Here is a 22,392-nt window from a genome sequence, read left to right on the forward strand (position 1 = left end):
ACATGGCAAATGTTTTAGAAATGAAAAATATTTATAAAAAATATGGTGAAAAACATACAGAAGTGATCGCGTTAAAAGAATTATCTTTTGCGGTTCAGCCAGGTGAATTTGTCGCAGTAATTGGTCCTTCTGGTTCTGGTAAAAGTACCTTTTTAACGATTGCAGCTGGTTTACAGGCACCGACAAGTGGTGAAGTCATTGTTGGCGGGCAATCACTAAATAAGTTAACGAAAAAGCAACGTTTGGCGCAACGTTTTCAAAAAATCGGCTTTATTTTACAAAGCTCTAATTTGGTGCCATTTTTAACAGTGGAAGATCAATTTCACTTAATTGAAAAAGTTGATAAGTCACGTAAAAATAGTGAATTAAAAGAGCAATTGTTAGAGACGTTGGGTTTAAAAGAATTACGAAATAGTTATCCTCGTGATCTCTCTGGTGGGGAAAGACAACGGGTAGCCATTGCGTGTGCATTGTATCATGAGCCAGACGTAATTTTGGCAGATGAACCAACGGCTAGTTTAGATACAGAAAAGGCATTTGATGTTGTCCAATTACTAGCGAAAGAGGCCAAAGAGAAAGATAAAGGGATTATCATGGTGACACATGATGAGCGTTTGTTGAAATACTGTGATCGAGTGGTTCGTATTCGTGATGGTGAATTGACAGAGTAACAAAACAAATAAAAGAGAACATGATCGGATTGCTGGAGACAATCCGACCATGTTCTCTTATTTCTTTTCAATACAGAAAAGAACAGGTGGCTGATTTTTTTGATTGATAAACTCATAACGTAAGACACTGTAAACATCTTGTGGTAAGGCTTGCGTGTAATTCGTGACCAAATCAAGTTCCTCTGAACCACCTTCGTGGCCATAATAAACGACTAAAATAATGCGACTTCCTTTTACCAAATGAGGCAGTAACCCATCTAACGCCTGTTTAGTCGTAGCGGGTTTTGTAATAATTTCCTTATTACTTTTAGGTAAATAGCCTAAGTTAAAAATAGCGGCAGTGATTTCTGTTTCTTCATCTAGGACAGCATGAAGATGTTCATGTCCTAATGGAAATAACGTAGTTTGTGAGAGTAAATTAAGTTCTGTTAACTTTTGTTCTGTATTGATCAACGCTTCTTTTTGGATATCAAAGGCGAAAACTTCACCAGAAGGGCCAACCAGCTCTGCTAAGAATGCTGTATCATGACCATTTCCCATTGTTGCATCAATGACGAAGTCGCCAGGTTCCACCACTTCTTTTAAAAGTTGGTGACTAAAATGTAGGGCTGTTTGTAGCATTAATTGAAAACTTCCTTTCCTGAAATGACAGTATATTTTCCTTGATAACTGTTGCGGCGTTTCATTTCCGTATCAATCGCATTGAGAACTTCCCATTTTTTCAAGCTCCACATCGGTCCGATAATTGTTTCAAAGGGAGCATCGCCTGTCAAGCGATGAATAATAATTTCGGGTGGAATCATTTCTAACTGATCACAAATCACTGAAACATAGGCTTCTTTGCTCATCAATTGTAAGCGTCCTTCATTATAATCCCGCATCATTTTGGTATTTGTCATTAAATGAAGTAAGTGCAGTTTAATCCCTTGGATATCTGAATCCTGAATAGTTCGCCGCACATTTTCGCGCATCATAGCGGGGGTTTCACCAGGTAGCCCGTTAATTAAATGTGTACAGACCCGAATCCCGTGTTTCCGTAATTTAGCCACACCATCTAGATATGTTTGATAATCATGGGCGCGATTAATGGCAGCGCTAGTTTCCTCAAACGTGGTTTGCAAACCCAACTCTACCCATAAATAAAAGCGTTCATTTAATTCGGCTAAATAGTTCACTACCTCATCAGGCAAACAATCAGGACGGGTACCAATGGATAAACCAACGACGCCTTTTTCATTGACTACTTGTTCAAACCGATGACGAATAACGTCAACTGGCGCATGTGTATTGGTGAAATTTTGGAAGTAAACAATGTATTGATCGACAGTTGGCCATTTTTGATGCATCAATTGGATTTCTTTTTGAAATTGAAGCGGCAGGGGATCGCTAGGTGCAACAATCATGTCGCCTGAGCCAGAAACACTACAGAACGTACAACCACCTTTGGCAACGGTCCCATCACGATTGGGGCAATCAAAGCCACCATCAATTGGCACTTTAAAAATTTTTTCACCAAACTGTTGACGAAGTGCATAGTTCCAAGTGTGATAGCGTTTATTTGGATCATCTGAATAAGGAAAAATTTGCATAATCAAGACTTCTTTCTAGCGTTGTTTGCTTTGAAATCGCCAAACAAAGCGTTTTTCTAAATAAATAGGGTAACTTAATAACAACCAAGCTAAACCAAGACAAAAACCACCTAAGATATCGCTAGGGAAATGGACACCTAAATAGATTCGACTAACCCCAATCATGAAAATCCCAATACCTAGTAAAATTTGCACACAAAGGCGGACCGTTTTATTTTTAATGAAAATTGGCAGAATCAATAAAATAGTGCCGTAGAACAAGGTGCTTCCTACAGCATGTCCGCTAGGAAAACTATACGTATGTTCAGTTACTAAATGCTCCAAAGTAGGACGTTGGCGCATAAAGAATAATTTTAATAAAGAATTACCTACGCCAGCAATTAAGGCAGTATTAATAAAGAGCCATAATGCTTCAGCATAATATTTCCAAACAATAAATAGAGCAATGACAACGATCGCTAAGATGATAATCGTCAATGAATTGGCAAATTTGGTGTACCAAATAAAAAAGTTATTTAGCTGTGGAAAAGGACGACGAACAAAGGAAGTAATCGTTTGATCAAAGCCTTTGAGCCAGGTTGGATAAAAACGAACAACATAGCCTAAAAACATAAATACTAAAAGAAAACAACTACCTGCAAATTGATAATAAAGTTTGTTTTTCATAAAAAATCCTTTCAAAAATTAATCGCAACAATCCGTATTATACCATCAAAAGGGTAAAAAATTAAAAGATAATTTCATTGCCTGATTTGGAGGGGATACAGATATTAAAAAAGTTCTGGCACCACAATCTCTCATTGTGGTACCAGAACAGATGTTTTAACTGGCACATGTTTATTGATTATCATCATCAGGAGTATCAACGGTAATATCGCCGAATTCGCTAGAAAGGTTAAACTCTGTATTCGCACGACCATTCTTATAAGATGTTCGCTCTTTGTTTAAAAGTTGAACATCGCCTAATTTTGATTCACCTTTGATTGAAATGTTACGCAAAATTTCTCCAGAATTTACATAAATATCTCCATGGACAAGAGCGACAGTTAATTTTTTAGGCACAGCAGGCATGTCTAAAGAAAAATCACCATTTTCACTTGAAAAGTTAGCTTCTCCTTTGAAATCATAGACGCTAATATCGCCATCTGTCGTTGTTGCTTGGATGTTTCCACGAGCATTTTGCACTCGAATATCACCAGAAGTAGTCGTATTTTTGATTTCATCGAAATAGGCTGAATCCAACGTTATATCGCCGTCAGTGGTTTCAACTGTTGCTGTTTTAGCGGAAGTATCCGCTGAAAGGTAGATACCATCTGAAGAGTTAAGCGTCATTTTTTTGGCTTTAACACCCGATAGACTAACATAAGAATTTGGTAGATTAGTTGTTAATTCGTCTACGTTAAAAGCATTCAATGAAACTTGTGAATGGGTTGAGCCATCAATCACTAACTTTTTCACATTATTAGGAATCTGGACACTCACGTTCGGTGTGAGGTCATTAAAAATGCCAATATTAAAAAATGACAACTCGGGTTGGTTTTGTGTACGAGTGGTATTGATGGTTGCTGTTATTTTATTTTTTTCTTCTTTGACATCTAAGGTGCCTTCAGCTTTTGAATAAAAGGCATTATTCGGTGATCGTAACCCCATTTTGTTACTATCAGTTTTATAAATGGTATACGGGCCTTTGCCTTTTAAGGATAAGTGAAGTTCTTCGCCTGCTTGTTTATTTTTTAGTGTATAACTTTCTTTTAGCGGTGTGACTGATTTTTCCGCTTGCTTGTAATAATAGACGGCGCCAGATCCACCAATTAGCATCGCTAAGACAGCAATGGATAAGAGAATCCCTGTTGTTTTTTTCATTAGATATCACCTCGTAAAACAGCAATGTTCCATTGGAAATAACGCTTAAAGACATGTGCTGAAAATTTTAAAATTGGTAGAAACAGTAACCAACCAATGATTGATGCACCAAATAAAAAGAGACTCATAGATAATTGGAAAAAGGAAGCGGCATTTGCTTGGGTAATAACACTATAAATACCATAAATTGGTGAAAATAAAGTTGCAGCTCCGGCAATGCCACAACCGACGTACATTAAGGCAATCCCTAAAATAACCCAAAACATGAAGAAAAAATTTAAACAGAAAATACCAAGCACTTGGAAAAATCGGGTTAGCGGCCGATGCTGTGGTCGTTGATAGTATGGAGAATCATTATCATAGTAAAATTCAGATTCTTCTTCATAGGGATGATCATAAGCAGGTGTAGCCGCTGGAATTTCTTGCCAGCCATTATTTTCAATTTTTCGTTCCGTCAATTCAATGCCTTGTTCTTTTAAAATTTCTTCTGCGATAACCCGTGGTTTCCCCAATGATTTTGCCACTTGTTCTTCTGTTTCGCCTTCCGCAACACGAGCATCAAATAACGCCTTGTATTTCGCAAGAATAATAGCTTGATCTTTTGGATTTAATGCTTTTAAATAAATTTTCAGCTCAATAATAAAATGTTCTTTATTCATTCCGCTCCCTCTTTCTACACGATTCATTTCTCATCTTAAACTATAATTTCTTTTTGGGCGAATAACAAGAGAAATTAAAAAAATCAGACTAAGGTAAAGAAGCGTCTACAACTAAAGTCGCAGTTTTTTCCGAGTAGTAACAAGAGAGTATATCCGTGTTAAAAAACATTACTTCTTTACAATCTAGTTACAGTAATATGAAATTTTGTTGAAGTGTTTTTAATTCGCCAGAAAAAAAGGTATACTTGTTATAATAACAAAACTAAAAAATTACATTTACATATAAGTTAAAAAAGGAAAGTTGGGGACGTATCAATGAAGAAAGAATCAATGTCACGTATCGAAAGAAGGAAAGCACAACAAAGAAAGAAAACGCCAGTACAATGGAAGAAGAGCACTACTTTATTCAGCTCGGCGTTAATTGTTTCATCTGTAGGAACGCCCGTTGCGTTACTACCAGTGACTGCTGAGGCAACAGAAGAGCAGCCAACAAATGCGGAAGTTGCCCAAGCACCTACTACGGAAACTGGCTTAGTAGAGACACCAACAACAGAAACTACGCCAGGAACTACGGAACAACCGACAACGGATTCGTCAACAACGACTGAATCGACAACTGAATCATCAAAAGAAACACCAACAACACCAAGTACCGAGCAACCAACAGTTGATTCAACTACACCTGTGGAATCAGGAACGACTGATTCTTCAGTAGCAGAAATCACGCCAGTAGCTCCTTCAACAACCGAGTCTGAAGCAGCGCCTGCGGTTACACCCGATGATGAAATAAAAGTACCAGAAGCTAGAGTAGCTTCTGCGCAAACTTTTTCAGCGTTATCACCGACGCAAAGTCCTTCAGAATTTATTGCCGAGTTAGCTCGTTGTGCACAACCTATTGCGCAAGCCAATGATTTATATGCATCAGTGATGATGGCTCAAGCAATCGTTGAAAGTGGTTGGGGGGCAAGTACGTTATCTAAGGCACCAAACTATAACTTATTTGGGATTAAAGGCAGCTACAATGGACAATCTGTCTATATGGATACATGGGAATATTTAAACGGCAAATGGTTAGTTAAAAAAGAACCTTTCCGTAAATATCCTTCTTACATGGAATCATTCCAAGATAATGCGCACGTGCTAAAAACAACTTCTTTCCAAGCGGGCGTTTACTATTATGCTGGGGCTTGGAAAAGCAATACAAGCTCGTACCGCGATGCAACTGCTTGGTTAACAGGTCGTTATGCGACAGATCCTAGCTACAATGCTAAATTAAATAATGTCATTACCGCATATAACTTAACTCAATATGATACACCATCTTCTGGTGGAAATACTGGGGGCGGAACAGTTAATCCAGGAACAGGCGGCTCGAACAATCAATCAGGAACGAACACGTACTATACTGTAAAATCAGGAGATACCTTGAATAAAATTGCCGCGCAATATGGTGTGAGCGTTGCTAATTTACGCTCATGGAACGGCATCTCTGGCGATTTAATTTTCGTTGGTCAAAAGCTCATCGTGAAAAAAGGTGCTTCAGGTAACACTGGTGGCTCAGGCAACGGTGGTTCTAACAATAATCAATCAGGAACGAATACGTACTACACAATTAAATCAGGCGATACCTTGAACAAAATTGCCGCGCAATATGGCGTGAGTGTTGCTAATTTACGCTCATGGAATGGCATTTCTGGTGATTTAATCTTCGCTGGTCAAAAAATTATTGTGAAAAAAGGTACTTCAGGTAACACCGGTGGCTCAGGCAACGGTGGCTCTAACAATAATCAATCAGGAACGAATACGTACTACACAATTAAATCAGGCGATACCTTGAACAAAATTGCCGCGCAATATGGCGTGAGTGTTGCTAATTTACGCTCATGGAATGGCATTTCTGGCGATTTAATCTTCGCTGGTCAAAAAATTATTGTGAAAAAAGGTACTTCAGGTAACACCGGTGGCTCAGGCAACGGTGGCTCTAACAATAATCAATCAGGAACGAATACGTACTACACAATTAAATCAGGGGATACCTTGAACAAAATTTCTGCACAATTCGGTGTTAGTGTGGCTAACTTACAAGCCTGGAATAACATCAGCGGTAGTTTGATTTTTGCTGGTCAAAAGATTATCGTGAAAAAAGGCGCCAACTCAGGTTCAACGAATACGAACAAGCCTACGAATAATGGTGGCGGTGCGACAACATCCTACACGATTAAATCAGGCGATACGTTGAATAAAATTTCTGCACAGTTTGGCGTGAGTGTTGCTAATCTACGTTCATGGAACGGAATCAAAGGCGATTTAATTTTTGCTGGTCAAACAATCATCGTGAAAAAAGGCGCTTCTGCAGGTGGCAATGCTTCTTCAACAAATAGTGCATCAGGCAAACGCCATACAGTTAAAAGCGGTGATTCACTTTGGGGCTTATCAATGCAATACGGAATCAGCATCCAAAAAATCAAACAATTAAATGGCTTAAGCGGGGATACAATTTATATTGGTCAAACTTTAAAAGTTGGTTAATTTAAGATTGAAAAAAATAGCTATCTTTGGTAACATGAGTCTTATAATAGAAAAAAACAATGAGAAGGAATAGTAGAAAGAACCATGTGATAGAGAGCGTATGGCTGGTGGAAATACGTACAGAAGCTTTTGAACTCGCCTTTAAGTTACTTTTTTGAACAAACCAAGTAGGAAAAGTCGGTGACGATCGTTAAGACGTTTGAGGTTAAGGTGACGGTGACTGACCGTTTCTTTGACGAATTTAGGTGGTACCACGTTGCATTTGTATGTTCACGTCCTATAGGAATTTTTCCTATAGGACTTTTTTTTTATCACTAAGTGGCTAGTTTAAGTCAGAATAGTGACAATGGCTGCAGGTGGCAAATTTTAAGAATGAAAAATTTTATATTACTAGGAGGAATAACATGAGCTACAATCACAAAGAGATTGAGAAAAAATGGCAAAAATATTGGGCTAAGAACAATTGTTTCAATACATTGGACGACCCAAATAAAGAAAAATTTTATGCACTAGATATGTTTCCCTATCCATCTGGACAAGGCTTACACGTAGGTCACCCGGAAGGCTATACAGCAACCGATATTCTTTCACGTATGAAACGTGCGCAAGGCTATAATGTGTTGCATCCAATGGGCTGGGATGCGTTTGGTTTGCCAGCAGAGCAATATGCGTTAGATACAGGAAATGACCCAGCTGAATTTACTAAGAAAAATATCGAAACATTCCGTCGCCAAATTAATTCACTAGGATTCAGCTATGATTGGAATCGTGAAATTAATACCACTGATCCTGAATATTACAAATGGACACAATGGATATTTACAAAATTATATGAAAAAGGGTTAGCTTATGAAGCAGAAGTTGCGGTTAACTGGGTCCCTGAATTAGGAACTGTTATTTCAAATGAAGAAGTCATTGATGGAAAAAGTGAACGTGGTGGTTATGATGTGGTTCGCCGACCAATGCGTCAATGGATGCTGAAAATTACTGCTTATGCAGATCGCTTATTAGAAGATTTAGAGCTTGTTGATTGGCCAGAGAGTATTAAAGATATGCAACGAAATTGGATTGGACGTTCTGAAGGAGCCAATGTGACCTTTAAAGTCGCTGGCACAGAAGAAAGTTTCACGGTGTTTACAACCCGTCCTGATACCTTGTTTGGTGCAACCTATACTGTTCTAGCTCCTGAACTAGAACTAGTTAAAAAAATTACGACACCTGAACAAACAGCAGCTGTAGAAGCATATATTGAAGAAACCTCAAAAAAATCTGATTTAAATAGAACGGATTTAGCAAAAGAAAAAACAGGTGTTTTCACAGGTGCGTATGCTATAAATCCAGTCAATGGCCAAGAAATTCCAATTTGGATTGGCGATTATGTTTTAGCAAGCTATGGCACAGGCGCAATCATGGCGGTCCCAGCGCATGATGAACGGGATTACGAATTTGCGAAAACATTTGGCATTGATATCCTACCAGTAATCGCAGGTGGCGACATTACAACAGAAGCCTATACAGGGGATGGACCGCATATCAATTCTGATTTCTTAAATGGATTAAACAAAGCAGAAGCCATCGCTAAAATGAATGAGTGGCTAGAAGAAAATCACGTAGGGAAAAAAGAAGTATCTTATCGTTTACGTGACTGGTTATTCTCTCGTCAACGCTACTGGGGTGAACCAATTCCTGTGATCCATTGGGAAGATGGAACAACCACAACGGTTCCTGAATCTGAGTTACCTCTACGTTTACCAGTAACATCGGATATTCGCCCAAGTGGAACTGGGGAATCGCCATTAGCAAACATTGATGAATGGGTCAATGTCGTCGACCCTGAAACTGGCATGAAGGGAAAACGTGAAACGAATACTATGCCACAATGGGCTGGAAGCTCTTGGTATTACTTACGATTCATTGATCCTCATAATAAAAATGAAATTGCTGATTTTGAAAAATTAAAACGTTGGTTACCAGTTGATATCTATATTGGTGGTGCCGAACATGCGGTGTTGCATTTACTTTATGCTCGTTTTTGGCATAAATTCTTATATGATATTGGTGTGGTTCCTACCAAAGAACCTTTCCAAAAATTATACAACCAAGGTATGATTTTAGGAGAAAACAACGAAAAAATGTCTAAATCACGTGGCAATGTTGTAAATCCCGATGATGTGGTGGCTAAATATGGTGCGGATACGTTACGTCTTTATGAAATGTTCATGGGCCCATTAGATGCTTCCATTGCTTGGAATGAAAATGGCTTAGAAGGAAGTCGTAAATTCTTAGATCGCGTTTGGCGTCTGATTGTTGATGAAGAAGGCAAAATGCGTGACCGAATTACCACAATTAATGATGGCCGTTTAACGAAAGTTTATCATCAAACGGTTAAAAAAGTGACAGAAGATATGGCAAACTTGCACTTTAATACAGCGATTTCTCAATTAATGGTTTTTGTGAATGAAGCCAATAAAGTGGATGCCTTACCTTATGAATATGTGGAAGGATTTGTCCAATTACTTGCGCCAATCGCGCCACATATTGGTGAAGAACTATGGCAAATTTTAGGTAACGAGGAAAGTTTAACTTATGTCCCTTGGCCAACCTATGATGAAGCAGCCTTAGTAGAAGATGAAGTGGAAGTAGTTTTCCAAGTGAACGGAAAATTACGTGGCAAACAAAATGTCGCTCGTGGGTTAAGCAAAGAAGAATTAGAACAAATTGCAATGAACCATGAAGCTGTTAAAGAATTTATTGAAGGAAAAACAGTGCGCAAAGTGATTGCTGTTCCAGATAAATTAGTAAATATTGTTGCAAATTAAGTTTACATGTTTTTATTAAAAAAAGAGCCGGACGTGTCAAAACGTCTGGCTCTTTTTAAGGTTGTTTTGTTTTACCTTTTTGATTCATATGTTCTTTACATGTGATTGTTATAACTGAAAGCAAGGCGATGAAGAGAAAAAAGTAACCGAGCGGCGTACAGAAAAAGGCGGGTTCTTTTAAAAGTCCATCGCTAGATAATGTTGATCCAACTAAAATAGAGATCATAAATAATAAAAGACTAATCAAGCCAAGAAATAAGCTAACACGATATTTTTTCAACTTCAGTTCCTCCTTTAATGAACTATCACTAAGATAAATCAAAAAGGTTAACTTTTTTTTAGGCAACTGTTAAAACTTAGATAAGAAATCTATTTTCTAAGTTTGTCGTTGTTGGTAATTGGTTAAGATCATACGTGAAAAGGGACCGACAATCAGCAATTGATAAGGAAGGGCAACAATAAAGTTCAGGCCCCAAGCTTGGAAATACGCACTTAGTGACAACGTCTGGCCTTCCATTAATAAGCCAAATAAAGACATACAAGTCACCATGCCGATAATCATGAGACTCGAAATGGTCAGAATAAGTAATAGCCGTTTTTCTTTATTAAAGGGTAAAGAAAAAGCGATTTTCTTAGCTAAGACACCAACGATGAAAACGTCTAAAATAAAAGCAACGATAAATCCAGGAAGCAAACCTTTTGATAAGGCGTACAATGAAAATTCTCCATGCAATAATAAATTATAGGTGCTCATTCCGAAAACCATCAGAAAGCACATTAACGTAGTAAAAAGCATTCCTTCTTTTTTATTAGTAGGCATTTTTTTCTCCTTTCATTTATTGAGAGTAATGATTGTTCTAGGCAGAAAAAGGACAAATTCTCTCGACTTTTACTAGTGTAGCAAAAATAAAAGTTCTTCATAAGTTAGAATTTGCTAAGAATTTGATTCAAATAAAAAGGTGTACTAAGTCAGCAGTACACCTTTTTATTCGTTATTTAGTTTATTTTTGTGTTATTTGTAACATCCTCTCCAAACCATTTTTGAGAAATTTTACTAAGGGTGCCATCTTTTCGTAACGTTTCAAAGGCAGTATTGATTTTTTGGACTAATTGATTGTCTGATTTGCGGACGCCCACAGCAAAATCTTCATTGTCATAGCCGACATGAGAAATAGTATAGTTTTTTAAATTATCTTCGTGGGAAAGATAGTAGTTGGCGTAGACGCGATCAATTAGGAGCCCATCAATTCGGCCAGATTTTAAATCTAAGAAAGCTTCATTAAAGCCGTCATATAAAATAGGCGTTTGGTCTTTAACAAATTTTTTCAAAACGTCAGGCTGACTTTCGAAGCCATCATAGCCAGAAGAGCCATTTTGAACCCCTAAAATTTTGCCTTGCATGTCGCTCGCTGTTGCAATGTTTTTTTCTTTTAAAGAAACAAGTACTTGGTCGTTCGTCATGTAAGGTTGTGTGAATTGAACTTTTTCGGCCCGCTCGCTCGTTTTAGTGTAGCCGTTCCAAATAAGATCAATGGTTTGATTTTGTAATTCTGTTTCTTTCATAGACCAATCAATCGGTTGGAAGTCAACGGAAATGCCATAAAGTTTAAAAACCGCTTTGGCTAAGTCGACATCAAAGCCGACAATTTTGCCTGATTTATCTTGAAAACCCATGGGCACAAAGGAGTCATCTAAGCCAATAATAATCCGTTTTTCTTCGTTAATCCGTGTCCATTGATCTTCGTTGCTTTTTCTTTTACCACAACCTGCAAATAGGAGTAAACTACAACAGATAACCAGCAAGGCTAAAGAATATTTCTTTTTCATCATAAACTCCTTTCTATTGGACGGGGGCAACCGTCAAAAGGTTGTCTGCAATTTTTTCAGCGAAAGCCATATCGTGGGTCACGACAATCTGTGTCATGCCTTGTTTCCGTAAATCTAAAATAACTTCTTCCACTTGTTGGCGTAAAGCTGGATCTAGCGCGCTCGTTGGTTCATCGTACCCAAGAACTTTTGGCTTCATTGCTAAGGCACGAGCAAGTGCAACTCGTTGTTTTTGTCCACCGGAAAGTTGGTACGGATAGAGTTTTTCTTTACCAGCCAAGCCCAATTTTTCCAGTAATTCTAAAGCTTCTTGCTGACTTTTTGCTTTTTCTTCTTTTAGTACTAATGTAGGTGCTAAGGTAATGTTTTCTAAAACTGATAAGTGAGGGAAAAGTTGGAAATCCTGGAAAACGACCCCAACCACTTGATCGGCATTGTCCATTTCAACAGGATTGAAAGGAACACCATCCAACAAAAGCTCACCAGAATCAATGGTTTCTAAACCAGCCAAACAACGAAGTAAAGTGGTTTTTCCGCCGCCTGAAGGACCAACAATCGTTAAAATTTTACCCTCTGGAATTTCTAAATTTAAGTGATCAATAATGGTCCGGTTGTCAAAATGTTTGGTTAAATTTTTAATAGTTAACATGGTAGAGTCCTCCTATTTATAATATTGATAGAATTTTTCAATTTTCTTAGAAGCAACAGTCAAAATTGCCGTAAAGAGTAAATAAATCACTCCCACTAAAGCTAATGGCACTAATGTAACATCGCGGCTCATCGCAATTTTACCAGCACGTAAAAGATCGCCTAAGCCAAGAACATAAATAAGAGAAGTATCCTTGACCAAATTGATAATTTCATTTCCTACGGAAGGCAGCACGATTTTAACAACTTGTGGCAAAATAATCCGGGTGACTGTTTGAAAACGTGTTAAACGTAAAACCTTAGCAGCTTCATATTGACCTTGGGGAATTGCTTGAATCCCCCCGCGGAAAATTTCAGCAAAGTACGCAGCATAATTTAAAATAAATGCGAATAAGGCCGCATCATAACGTTCAAAGACAATACCAATTAATGGTAAGCCGTAAAAAACAAAAATTAATTGTAACAATAGCGGAGTGCCGCGCATTAACCAAATGTAGAGGTTAATTAAGTAACGTAAAGGTTTAAACGAACTTTGTAAAATAAAGGCAATGATGATCCCCAGTGGAATCGAGCCAAGGAGCGTAAAGAAAAAGACTTTCAGTGTCATGCCAGCTCCGCTAACTAAAGCAGGTAAAATTTCTAAAATATAATCCATCATTTTTTCCTCCAACAATTTTTATTAAAAAACAAAAAAGCCTCTTGGCTGTGAGCCAAGAGGACGAATCGCATTCGTGGTGCCACCTCAATTTACTTATCTTTCACAAGATAAGCCTTATGTAGTTGCGTTGACAACTACTCTCTGTTAACGATAGAGTCACCGGTTTTTCTTACTAAAGGATTCAGAAAAACATCTTTTAGGTGTGAGTAAAGAAGAATCCATCTTTTTCTTTCAGCCAATGAAAAAGTCTCTGTAAAGGAAGAGCTAAATTACTATGTCCTAAGCCTTGATTTGTAAGTATGAAATTGTTCGAACGGAACAGAAAACCTGTTGCTTTTCTAGATTATCCCATTAAGCATATGGAAAAGAGGACAACAGACTTGAGCAGTTGAGGCACTCTCTCAGATTGAAAAATGCATCTAAAAAAACAAAAAAGTCCTTTGGCTGACTAGCCAAAGGACGAATAATCAATTATCGTGGTTCCACCTTAGTTTATTCGTGTTTCGCAACACGAACCTTATGAAGTTCATAACTTCGCCTGTTAACGAGTGGTCCCGGACTTTCCTACTAAGGGTTCAAAAAGTCAACTCCCAGATGTGGTTCGCTGTTTCTTTACGTCTTTTTCCACCAACCAAAGACTCTCTTCACTAAAGGAAACAGTTACTCTTCTGTTCTCTGTTTTTCAATACTGTACCACCAGAAAAAATATCTGTCAACTCTTATTCTTAAAAAAATATTTTTCTTTCAAAAAGTAAGTGCTGAAAAAGGACAAATGTATGGAAAATCATGTAAAATGTAAGTAAGTTGTTTGAACAGAAGGAGGAGTTTTGGTATGAAACAGAAAAAGTGGTTAATCGGACTTGTTGCACTGGGCTTGGTTTTAGCAGCATGTGGAAGTGGCGGTTCGAAAACGACCTCAAACGAACCAGCTACACAGAAAATTAACGTCGCATCTGGTGGTGAACTCTCGACATTAGACAGCGCTCATTATACAGATGTCTATAGTTCCGATATGATTGGTCAAGTAGTTGAAGGCTTGTATCGACAAGATAAAAACGGAGATCCTGAGCTAGCTATGGCGAAAGCAGAGCCACAAGTTAGTGAAGACGGGTTAGTCTATACATTCAAGTTACGAGAAGCAAAATGGACAAACGGGGATCCAGTTAAAGCAGGGGATTTTGTAGTTGCGTTTAGAAACGTGGTCGATCCAGCATACGGTTCAAGTAGCAGTAATCAAATGGATATTTTTAAAAATGGGCGTGCGGTGCGGGAAGGACAAGCCACGATGGAAGAATTTGGTGTCAAAGCAATCGATGACCAGACACTAGAACTAACATTGGAAAATCCAATTCCTTATTTAGCCCAAGTCTTGGTTGGGACACCTTTTATGCCTAAAAATGAAGCCTTTGCCAAAGAAAAAGGTACTGCCTATGGGACTTCTGCAGATAATTTTGTTGGCAATGGGCCGTTTGTAATTTCAGGCTGGGATGGCAATTCCGAAACCTGGAAATTGAAGAAGAATGATCATTATTGGGATAAAGAACACGTAAAATTGAATGAAATTGATGTTCAAGTAGTGAAAGAAATTGGCACAGGAGCCAATCTTTTTGATAATGGCGATTTAGATTACACTGTTTTAGCAGATACTTATGCACTTCAGTATAAAGAGTCAAAACAAGCGCATTTTGTGCCTAAAGCCATGGTAGGTTATTTAAGCCCAAATCATCGCCGTGAAATTACCGGCAACGAACATGTTCGAAAAGCTTTTTTACAAGCGATTGACAAAGAAACTTTTGCAAAAGAAATTTTAGGAGATGGCTCGACAGCTTTAAATGGTTTTGTACCAGCTAATTTTGCAAAAAATCCAGATACAGGTGAAGATTTCCGCAAAGAAAATGGTGATTTATTGCCATATAATATTAAAGAAGCCCAAGCTAACTGGACCAAAGCGAAAGAAGAGTTGGGCAAAGATAAAATTGAATTGGAACTAATCTCAGCAGACTCAGCGATTGCTAAGAAAACCATTGAATTTGTTCAAGGGCAATTGCAACAAAATTTACCAGGTTTAACAATCAAATTAAAATCACTGCCTTTGCAAAATCGTTTGGATTTACAAACAGCAGGTAATTACGATTTAGCCTTTGGAACATGGACACCTGACTATGCTGATCCCATTAATTTTTTAGAATTTTATGACTCAAAAAGTGGCTTAAATACTTCTGGTTATAACGATTCAGCGTATGATGCGGGTCTCCAAAAAGTTAGAAAAGATTACGCCAATGAACCTGAAAAACGCTGGAATGAATTACTAAGTTTAGAAAAAACATTAATTGAAAAAGATGCCGGTGTTTTACCCTTATTCCAAGGAGCCATTGGTTACTTGAAATCAGATCGCTTACAAGGCTTGCAAGTATTTTCTTTTGGTCGCACAGTATCCTATCGTTTAGCTTATGTAGAAGAATAAATTGACTTCTGAAAAGTCCTATCTTTTGAAAAAGTCTGCTTTCTGTTTTATCCTTAAAGAAGGAAAATTAACTAAAAAAATCAACTATGAAAGGTAGGTTTTTCAAATGTTTAGCTTTCTATGGGCATTAATTGTCGGAGGAATTATTGGCGCAATTGCTGGCGCAATTTTAGGAAAAGACGTGCCAGGTGGCATTATTGGAAATATTATCGTGGGCTTTTTAGGAAGTTGGGTAGCATCACTCTTGTTGCCTTCTTTAGGACCAGTCATCGGCGGGTTTCCAATTATCTCAGCGTTGCTAGGAGCGATTATCTGTATCGCTATTTACTCTTTTATTGTAAACCGCAAGGCGTAAAATTGTATCAAAATGATATCTTGAAAAGCATCATAAAACTTGTGAAGGTTAATCAGACCATTACTTTTGATGTCTTTTCTCTCATATTTTAAGTCTATGACAAAAATCTCTTTGGATTTTTGTCATAGACTCTTTTTTTTAAAAATATTTATTATGAGAATTTCCTGCGTTAGACTGCTTATTTTTCATTTATTATTCATTTTTGATAAAGGAAGTTTTGTTGGATAAAGTGAATAGCTCAAGGCTCAACAAAAATAAAGAAAAAATTAATATGTTAAGTTCAAGGGAAGTGAAATTCTGCTCTCATAATACGTCGTTTTATTCATTAAACGATAGTTGAAAAAAATAAGTGCCCTTGTTATTCTTTGAATTAAACTAATGGGGGCGAAAAGCATGGAATCGTTAAAAAGTAATCTTTTTTTGACCAGAGAAGCATATTTGGAAGCTTTTGAAACAATCATGACACCTTTAAAAACGGCTATTTTAACATCAGAAAAACCTGGCGTGAATTTTGGGTCCAGTGGTGCTGTCTATGATCAGCAACATGCTGAAATGGAAGCGCTCATTCGACCATTATGGGGAATTGGACCGTATTGGGTTGCTTGTAAAGATGATGTTTTAAGAGATGCTTATGTGGAAAAATTAATCGCAGGTACCGATCCGTCATCCCCAGACTATTGGGGCGATATTGTTGATTATGATCAATATATTGTGGAAGCAGCAGCATTATCTTTAACTTTATTGCTTCATAAGACATATTTTTGGGCCTGTTTTTCTGAGAAACAGCAAGAAAATATCATGGTTTGGCTAAATAAAGCACTTGGTTGTAAAATTCCTAAAAATAATTGGACGTTTTTCAAAGTGCTCATTCGTTTGGCACTCGAGGAATGTGGACAAGTGATTAACCAAGCGGAACTAGAGGAAGAATTGGCGTTGATTGAACGCATGTATTTAGGTGATGGTTGGTATATGGATGGTAAAACTACGCAAAGAGATTATTATATTTCGTTTGCTTTTCATTATTATAGTTTGATTTATGTCAAATTTATGCGAGAAAGAGATCCTGTTCGTGCGAAACGTTTTACAGAACGAGCCGTTATGTTCGCGCAAGACTATCTGTACTATTTTGATGAGGAGGGCGAAGCGTTACCTTACGGACGTAGTCAAACGTATCGGTTTGCTCAAGGAGCGTTTTTCGCAGCTTTGATATTTGCAGAAGTAGAGGCGTTACCTTGGGGACAAATAAAAACGCTGTTAGCAAAACATTTACACTGTTGGATGCAACAGACTATTTTCACTTATGATGGTCGGTTGTCCATTGGCTATCATTACGAAAATTTAGTAATGGCAGAAGGTTATAACGCACCAGGCTCTCCGTATTGGGCTTTTAAAACATTTTTGTTGCTCGCAGTGGATCAAGACCATCCGTTTTGGCGTGCTGAACCGCTGGCGATAAAACGAGAAGAAAAGCGTTTGATAGAAAAGGGAAACATGTTATTAATCCATCCTAAAATGAAAACGCATGTCCTCGGCTATCCTGCAGGACTATGGCTTGAAAATCAAGCACATGCCGCGGCTAAATATAGTAAATTTGTCTATTCTAGCCGCTTTGGTTTTAGCGTTCCCAAAGCTGGCGCGTGTTATGAGGAGGGAGCTTTTGATAACGTATTGGCTGTTTCTCGTGATGGTGAATATTTTCGTGTTAAAGGGAAAGTTCATGATTTTTATTTAACAGAGGAGCAAGTTTATTATAAATGGCTACCTTTTCAAGAAGTAGAAATTGAAACAACCATTTATCCTTTTGGAGAATGGCATGTTAGAGTACATGAAATAGTGACATCGGTTCCATTAAAAGTGCGCGAAGGAGGATTCAGTCTACCGTTACTTGGAAAATTTTCAGAAAAAGAACTTGGTAAAGAGTGGGCTAGAGTCGATTCAGGAGAATTGTATTCGCAAATAGTTGCAATTGAAGGGTATGACCACGCAGGTATTCTTCAACCTGAACCCAATACATCGTTGTTTTTCCCAAGAACAAGTTTACCTTATTTGCAAAAAGAGCTACCAATAGGAACGCATCGCCTGATTTGTTTGGTAGGTGGTGTGACAAGGGAGGAATAAAAAATGATAAAAATCGAATTGAAAAATAAAGACAATCAGATTATTACTGGCCGAATCGATCACGAGAAGCCAGAAGCGCCATTCGTGGCGGAGGGAGACACGTTAGCGGTATTAGCAATTAAACAGTACCTTTATCAAGTTGGCGATAAAATTGTAGTGACTTATACAGGGGCTACCCCTTATTTGATGGTTCAATTAGATGAAACTTTGGCTCCTTCATTGATTTATCTAAAAGAAAAAGTTTGGGAATATCAAATTCCATTAGAAGAATCTGCTCGAAAAGCTTTTGTTGATACGGCCTTTCATTCAGCAAGGCACCAAATAATGGTTCGACAAGCGCACACGTTTGAAAAAGACAATTATCAAAATCTTTCTATGAATACACATGACCAAAAAGAATATTCAGGAGCCTATCCTCATGCGTATGCAAACGTTGAAACGAGAGACGATGCTGTTTTCTTTGCGAAAAATGCGATTGATTCTAAGTTTGGTAACCTTTCTCATGGCTCGTATCCATTTGCTTCTTGGGGAATTAACCAACAAAAGGAGGCACAGTTAACGATTGACTTTGGCAGGCCTGTAGAAACGGACTGGATCCGCTTGTTATTTCGGGCGGATTACCCACATGATAGCTATTGGGAGGAAGTCACTTTAGCCTTTTCAGATGGAGAGGAACGAGTAGTTGCCACAACGAATACCGCCTGTTTTCAAGAAATAAAGTTCCCAATGAAAACAACACAAACTTTGACATTAAAATGCTTACGAAAAGCGCTGGACTCTTCTCCATTTCCAGCGTTGACCCAAATTGAAGTATTCGGTCGGAATAAATAACAAGAGGTCGGGACAGAACCGTTTAGCTCCGAGAAATAAGAAGAAATTTCCGAAAATTGATCTTTGATTTTTGGAGACCAAGTAGGTATTGTTCATCATCGAATCACTACGTTCTTCGTGATTCTCAACAATTTCGGCTTATTTCCGAAGGACCTTCAACTCTTAGAGCTTTAGCTCTTAGAAGTTGTTGAGATCGGAGCAACGCGTAGTGTTGGTTCTGTTCCCGCCGTTTATCAGTTTTTGAGCGTGGAGCAAAAATCCAAAGTGATTTTTGTCCCACGCTCTTGTTTTTAAGAGAAATAATCAAGAAAGGTCGCTTTTTATTTTCTTTTACGTTATAATACAATAAGTTAATATGTTAACAAGTTAAGGAGTGGTGGAGATGTGTAGTCAAGAAAATAAACAAAGACTGATCTCTCTAGGAGAAAATGTCACAGATGAATGGATTCAAACGCAATTAAATGAATGCGTTTCAAAAATTGCTAAAAATATGCAGCGTTTCGGAACACAGTTTCCTTCAGCTTGTGCTACGAATGGTCGATATCGTCTCAAAGCTAACGATGATTGGACCAATGGCTTTTGGACAGGCATGCTTTGGCTGGCATATGAGTGGTCTCACCAAGAAAAATTTCGTTTACTGGCAATGGAAAATATTGACAGCTTTCAACAACGATTAGAGGAGCATTTTATTTTGGACCACCATGACATTGGTTTTTTATATAGTCTATCGGCGGGTGCTGGGTATAAAATTACCGGTGATGAGCGCTGTAAACAAGAAGTGATAGCTGCCGCTGAAGTATTGTCAGCACGATTCCACCATAATGGCTCCTTCATTCAAGCGTGGGGCCACTATGGTGATCCCAAAGAATATCGATTAATTATCGACTCATTAATGAATTTGCCGCTTTTATTTGAAGCAACTAAATTATCTGGAAATAGGGTTTATGAGGAAATTGCCTCACGTCACTATCATACGTTAATGAAAACGGTGATTAAATCCGATGCGACAACTTATCATACCTATTATTTTGATCCAGAAACAGGCAAACCAAAACATGGAGCTACGCATCAAGGACATAGTGATACTTCCATTTGGGCACGAGGCCAAAGTTGGGCAATTTTAGGGATTCCCCTAAACGAAACATTTCTCCATTCCCAACCATTTCCAGAAATTTATCCACAAATAGTGGAGGTTTTTCTAGCTCATTTGCCAGCAGATTTAATTCCCTATTGGGATTTTGATTTTAATGACCAAATGCCATCTGACAAAGATAGCTCGGCACTGGCAATTGCGGCATGTGGTTTATTGGAAGCAGACAAACTACAGGCTTTTCCTCAAGCAAAAGAGCTTGCCAAAGGAATGATTTATCAATTAGGAGAATATTATCGTACGAAAAATGATTCCGAAAATGAAGGACTGCTACTCCATGGTGTTTACGCACATGCAGAAGGAAAAGGGATTGATGAACCCAACTTATGGGGCGATTATTTTTACATGGAAGCCTTAATGCGTTTAGCAAAACCATCATGGCAAAGATACTGGTAAAGGGGAAAAATGATGCAAACGTTTGAGATTAAAGAAGACTTTTTATTAAATGGACAACCAATAAAAATTATTAGCGGGGCGATTCATTACTTTCGAATGACACCTAGACAATGGGAAGATAGCCTCTATAATCTGAAAGCTTTAGGAGCTAATACAGTAGAAACCTACATTCCTTGGAATATTCATGAACCAGAAGAAGGCGTATACGATTTTGAAGGAATGAAAAACATTGAAGCATTTGTCCGCTTGGCAGAAAAACTGAATTTACTAGTTATTCTGCGTCCTTCGGCTTATATTTGTGCAGAATGGGAGTTTGGTGGCTTACCAGCATGGCTTTTGAAAGAAAAAGGTGTGCGATTACGTTCGACAGATCCTATTTTTATGACTAAAGTTCGTAACTATTTTCAAGTATTATTGCCTAAACTAGCACCGCTGCAGATAACACAAGGTGGACCAGTGATCATGATGCAGGTTGAAAATGAATATGGGTCCTATGGCATGGAGAAAGCGTACTTGCGACAAACCAAGCAGATAATGGAAGAACTGGGGATTGAGGTTCCTCTTTTTACATCTGATGGCGCTTGGGAAGAGGTTTTGGATGCGGGGACGTTAATTGAAGAGGATGTTTTTGTGACAGGAAATTTTGGTAGTCATTCGAAAGAAAATGCTGCCGTTTTGAAAAAATTTATGACTCGTCATGGTAAAAAATGGCCGTTGATGTGCATGGAATACTGGGATGGGTGGTTCAATCGTTGGGGCGAACCAGTGATTCAGCGGGAAGGTACCGACTTGGCGAAAGAAGTAAAAGATATGCTGGCAGTGGGTTCTTTAAATCTCTATATGTTTCATGGAGGAACAAATTTCGGCTTTTATAACGGGTGTTCGGCGCGAGGTGCAAAAGATTTACCTCAAGTCACTAGCTATGATTATGATGCTTTATTAACAGAAGCAGGAGAACCAACAGAAAAATATTATGCCGTTCAAAAAGCAATTAAAGAAGTATGTCCAGAAGTTTGGCAAGCACAACCACGCACGAAAAAACTGGGAAATTTTGGAAGCTTTCCAGTAACTGCTAGCGTATCTTTATTCGCAGTAAAAGATCAAATGATGACACCGAAGACCACCGCGTATCCATTAAGTATGGAAGAAGCTGGCTCAGGCTATGGCTACTTACTTTATTCGTTTGATTTAAAAAATTATCATCATGAAAATAAACTAAAAGTGGTCGAGGCCAGTGATCGTTTACACATTTATGTAGATGGAGATTTAGCTGCTACCCAATATCAAGAGACAGTGGGAGAAGAGCTACTGATTTCAGGGCAAACTGAAAAAGACACACTTGCGTTAGATATCTTAGTGGAAAATTTAGGTCGCGTTAATTATGGCTTTAAATTAAATAATCCGACACAAAGTAAAGGAATTCGAGGTGGAGTGATGCAAGACATTCATTTTCATCAAGGCTATCAACACTATCCCTTAACTTTTTCACAAGAGCAATTAGCCAAGATTGATTACACAGCTGGAAAAAATCCATTGCAGCCTTCGTTTTATCAAGTAACATTTGAATTAGAACAGCTAGCAGACACGTATATTGACTGTCGAGGCTACGGCAAAGGATTCGTTGTGGTCAATGGCCATCATCTAGGTCGTTATTGGGAAATAGGACCCATTCATTCGCTGTATTGTCCCAAAGAATTTTTACAGCAAGGACAAAATGAAGTAGTAATTTTTGAAACAGAGGGAATTGACATTGAGTACTTGAAATTTACGAATCAAGTAATCATAGACTAAAAAAATAGAAGTAGAAGCTGAAAT

General features: G+C 38.1%; 19 protein-coding genes and 3 other annotated features. Of the genes, 9 read left to right on the plus strand and 10 right to left on the minus strand.

The window, feature by feature from the left end:
* Positions 1-2 precede the first annotated feature (2 nt).
* Positions 3-671, plus strand: a complete 669-nt coding sequence (locus tag IGK54_RS02745; protein ID WP_002363221.1) for an ABC transporter ATP-binding protein — start codon at positions 3-5, stop codon at positions 669-671.
* A gap of 57 nt (positions 672-728) precedes the next feature.
* Here the strand turns inward: IGK54_RS02745 and IGK54_RS02750 are convergent, their stop codons facing one another.
* The 5 genes from IGK54_RS02750 to IGK54_RS02770 form a co-directional block, all read right to left on the minus strand.
* Positions 729-1,292 carry a class I SAM-dependent methyltransferase gene (locus IGK54_RS02750; RefSeq protein WP_002379137.1) on the minus strand — a complete coding sequence of 188 codons (564 nt, stop codon included), beginning with the start codon at positions 1,290-1,292 and terminating at the stop codon, positions 729-731.
* A complete protein-coding gene (locus IGK54_RS02755) occupies positions 1,292-2,260 on the minus strand; it encodes a TIGR01212 family radical SAM protein (protein WP_002381264.1) in 969 nt (322 codons plus the stop codon). Before IGK54_RS02755 ends, IGK54_RS02750 begins: the two co-directional genes overlap by 1 nt.
* A gap of 15 nt (positions 2,261-2,275) precedes the next feature.
* On the minus strand, positions 2,276-2,926 hold the full coding sequence (locus tag IGK54_RS02760; protein ID WP_002355669.1) for a phosphatase PAP2 family protein: 651 nt from the start codon (positions 2,924-2,926) through the stop codon (positions 2,276-2,278).
* Positions 2,927-3,097: 171 nt separating this feature from the next.
* Entirely contained in the window at positions 3,098-4,123 is a 1,026-nt protein-coding gene (locus IGK54_RS02765) for a DUF4097 family beta strand repeat-containing protein (RefSeq protein ID WP_430603175.1), read from the minus strand.
* A complete protein-coding gene (locus tag IGK54_RS02770) occupies positions 4,123-4,782 on the minus strand; it encodes a DUF1700 domain-containing protein (protein WP_002381265.1) in 660 nt (219 codons plus the stop codon). The genes IGK54_RS02765 and IGK54_RS02770 overlap by 1 nt, the downstream gene beginning before the upstream one ends.
* A gap of 315 nt (positions 4,783-5,097) precedes the next feature.
* On the opposite strand from IGK54_RS02770, the gene IGK54_RS02775 reads away from it, so the two are divergent.
* Both IGK54_RS02775 and leuS read left to right on the plus strand, forming a co-directional pair.
* Positions 5,098-7,311, plus strand: a complete 2,214-nt coding sequence (locus IGK54_RS02775) for an autolysin (RefSeq protein ID WP_241408296.1) — start codon at positions 5,098-5,100, stop codon at positions 7,309-7,311.
* 50 nt (positions 7,312-7,361) lie between these two features.
* Positions 7,362-7,594, plus strand: a binding site (T-box leader).
* Positions 7,595-7,715: 121 nt separating this feature from the next.
* On the plus strand, positions 7,716-10,130 hold the full coding sequence (leuS, locus tag IGK54_RS02780) for a leucine--tRNA ligase (protein WP_002364766.1): 2,415 nt from the start codon (positions 7,716-7,718) through the stop codon (positions 10,128-10,130).
* A gap of 55 nt (positions 10,131-10,185) precedes the next feature.
* Here leuS and IGK54_RS02785 read toward each other — a convergent pair whose 3' ends face one another.
* The 5 genes from IGK54_RS02785 to IGK54_RS02805 form a co-directional block, all read right to left on the minus strand.
* On the minus strand, positions 10,186-10,410 hold the full coding sequence (locus IGK54_RS02785; RefSeq protein ID WP_025193898.1) for a DUF3955 domain-containing protein: 225 nt from the start codon (positions 10,408-10,410) through the stop codon (positions 10,186-10,188).
* Between the two features lie 96 nt (positions 10,411-10,506).
* Positions 10,507-10,950 carry a hypothetical protein gene (locus IGK54_RS02790; protein ID WP_002355676.1) on the minus strand — a complete coding sequence of 148 codons (444 nt, stop codon included), beginning with the start codon at positions 10,948-10,950 and terminating at the stop codon, positions 10,507-10,509.
* 176 nt (positions 10,951-11,126) lie between these two features.
* Positions 11,127-11,960 (minus strand): amino acid ABC transporter substrate-binding protein, encoded by an 834-nt coding sequence (locus IGK54_RS02795; protein WP_002355679.1) that lies wholly within the window; start codon positions 11,958-11,960, stop codon positions 11,127-11,129.
* A gap of 10 nt (positions 11,961-11,970) precedes the next feature.
* A complete protein-coding gene (locus IGK54_RS02800; protein WP_142430507.1) occupies positions 11,971-12,606 on the minus strand; it encodes an amino acid ABC transporter ATP-binding protein in 636 nt (211 codons plus the stop codon).
* Between the two features lie 12 nt (positions 12,607-12,618).
* Complete coding sequence (locus tag IGK54_RS02805) at positions 12,619-13,263, minus strand: amino acid ABC transporter permease (protein WP_002383057.1); 645 nt, start codon at positions 13,261-13,263, stop codon at positions 12,619-12,621.
* 53 nt (positions 13,264-13,316) lie between these two features.
* Positions 13,317-13,559: a binding site (T-box leader), on the minus strand.
* A gap of 156 nt (positions 13,560-13,715) precedes the next feature.
* Positions 13,716-13,948: a binding site (T-box leader), on the minus strand.
* 147 nt (positions 13,949-14,095) lie between these two features.
* Between IGK54_RS02805 and IGK54_RS02810 the strand changes: the two genes are divergently transcribed.
* The 6 genes from IGK54_RS02810 (at position 14,096) to IGK54_RS02835 (ending at position 22,368) form a co-directional block, all read left to right on the plus strand.
* Positions 14,096-15,727: a peptide ABC transporter substrate-binding protein gene (locus IGK54_RS02810; protein WP_002383058.1), complete on the plus strand. Its 1,632-nt coding sequence runs from the start codon at positions 14,096-14,098 to the stop codon at positions 15,725-15,727.
* A 106-nt stretch (positions 15,728-15,833) separates the two neighbouring features.
* Positions 15,834-16,082 carry a GlsB/YeaQ/YmgE family stress response membrane protein gene (locus IGK54_RS02815; RefSeq protein WP_002355684.1) on the plus strand — a complete coding sequence of 83 codons (249 nt, stop codon included), beginning with the start codon at positions 15,834-15,836 and terminating at the stop codon, positions 16,080-16,082.
* Between the two features lie 378 nt (positions 16,083-16,460).
* Positions 16,461-18,200, plus strand: a complete 1,740-nt coding sequence (locus tag IGK54_RS02820) for a DUF2264 domain-containing protein (protein ID WP_185938172.1) — start codon at positions 16,461-16,463, stop codon at positions 18,198-18,200.
* Between the two features lie 3 nt (positions 18,201-18,203).
* Positions 18,204-19,031: a hypothetical protein gene (locus tag IGK54_RS02825; RefSeq protein WP_010819256.1), complete on the plus strand. Its 828-nt coding sequence runs from the start codon at positions 18,204-18,206 to the stop codon at positions 19,029-19,031.
* 382 nt (positions 19,032-19,413) lie between these two features.
* Positions 19,414-20,577, plus strand: coding sequence for a glycoside hydrolase family 88 protein (locus IGK54_RS02830; protein ID WP_142957650.1), 1,164 nt, complete (start codon positions 19,414-19,416; stop codon positions 20,575-20,577).
* A gap of 12 nt (positions 20,578-20,589) precedes the next feature.
* Entirely contained in the window at positions 20,590-22,368 is a 1,779-nt protein-coding gene (locus IGK54_RS02835; RefSeq protein ID WP_142957654.1) for a glycoside hydrolase family 35 protein, read from the plus strand.
* Positions 22,369-22,392 lie beyond the last annotated feature (24 nt).

The organism is Enterococcus sp. DIV2384 (assembly GCF_050534975.1).
Lineage (GTDB): Bacteria > Bacillota > Bacilli > Lactobacillales > Enterococcaceae > Enterococcus > Enterococcus faecalis.

Bases quoted from the DNA above. Each gene is read 5' to 3' on its own strand.
- IGK54_RS02825 (WP_010819256.1), top strand. From the start codon at position 18,204: ATGATAAAAATCGAATTGAAAAATAAAGACAATCAGATTATTACTGGC.
- IGK54_RS02760 (WP_002355669.1), bottom strand. From the start codon at position 2,926: ATGAAAAACAAACTTTATTATCAATTTGCAGGTAGTTGTTTTCTTTTA.
- IGK54_RS02755 (WP_002381264.1), bottom strand. From the start codon at position 2,260: ATGCAAATTTTTCCTTATTCAGATGATCCAAATAAACGCTATCACACT.
- IGK54_RS02815 (WP_002355684.1), top strand. From the start codon at position 15,834: ATGTTTAGCTTTCTATGGGCATTAATTGTCGGAGGAATTATTGGCGCA.
- IGK54_RS02795 (WP_002355679.1), bottom strand. From the start codon at position 11,960: ATGATGAAAAAGAAATATTCTTTAGCCTTGCTGGTTATCTGTTGTAGT.
- IGK54_RS02770 (WP_002381265.1), bottom strand. From the start codon at position 4,782: ATGAATAAAGAACATTTTATTATTGAGCTGAAAATTTATTTAAAAGCA.
- IGK54_RS02800 (WP_142430507.1), bottom strand. From the start codon at position 12,606: ATGTTAACTATTAAAAATTTAACCAAACATTTTGACAACCGGACCATT.
- IGK54_RS02775 (WP_241408296.1), top strand. From the start codon at position 5,098: ATGAAGAAAGAATCAATGTCACGTATCGAAAGAAGGAAAGCACAACAA.
- IGK54_RS02835 (WP_142957654.1), top strand. From the start codon at position 20,590: ATGCAAACGTTTGAGATTAAAGAAGACTTTTTATTAAATGGACAACCA.
- IGK54_RS02790 (WP_002355676.1), bottom strand. From the start codon at position 10,950: ATGCCTACTAATAAAAAAGAAGGAATGCTTTTTACTACGTTAATGTGC.
- IGK54_RS02765 (WP_430603175.1), bottom strand. From the start codon at position 4,123: ATGAAAAAAACAACAGGGATTCTCTTATCCATTGCTGTCTTAGCGATG.
- IGK54_RS02820 (WP_185938172.1), top strand. From the start codon at position 16,461: ATGGGGGCGAAAAGCATGGAATCGTTAAAAAGTAATCTTTTTTTGACC.
- IGK54_RS02830 (WP_142957650.1), top strand. From the start codon at position 19,414: ATGTGTAGTCAAGAAAATAAACAAAGACTGATCTCTCTAGGAGAAAAT.
- IGK54_RS02745 (WP_002363221.1), top strand. From the start codon at position 3: ATGGCAAATGTTTTAGAAATGAAAAATATTTATAAAAAATATGGTGAA.
- IGK54_RS02810 (WP_002383058.1), top strand. From the start codon at position 14,096: ATGAAACAGAAAAAGTGGTTAATCGGACTTGTTGCACTGGGCTTGGTT.
- IGK54_RS02750 (WP_002379137.1), bottom strand. From the start codon at position 1,292: ATGCTACAAACAGCCCTACATTTTAGTCACCAACTTTTAAAAGAAGTG.
- IGK54_RS02805 (WP_002383057.1), bottom strand. From the start codon at position 13,263: ATGATGGATTATATTTTAGAAATTTTACCTGCTTTAGTTAGCGGAGCT.
- leuS (WP_002364766.1), top strand. From the start codon at position 7,716: ATGAGCTACAATCACAAAGAGATTGAGAAAAAATGGCAAAAATATTGG.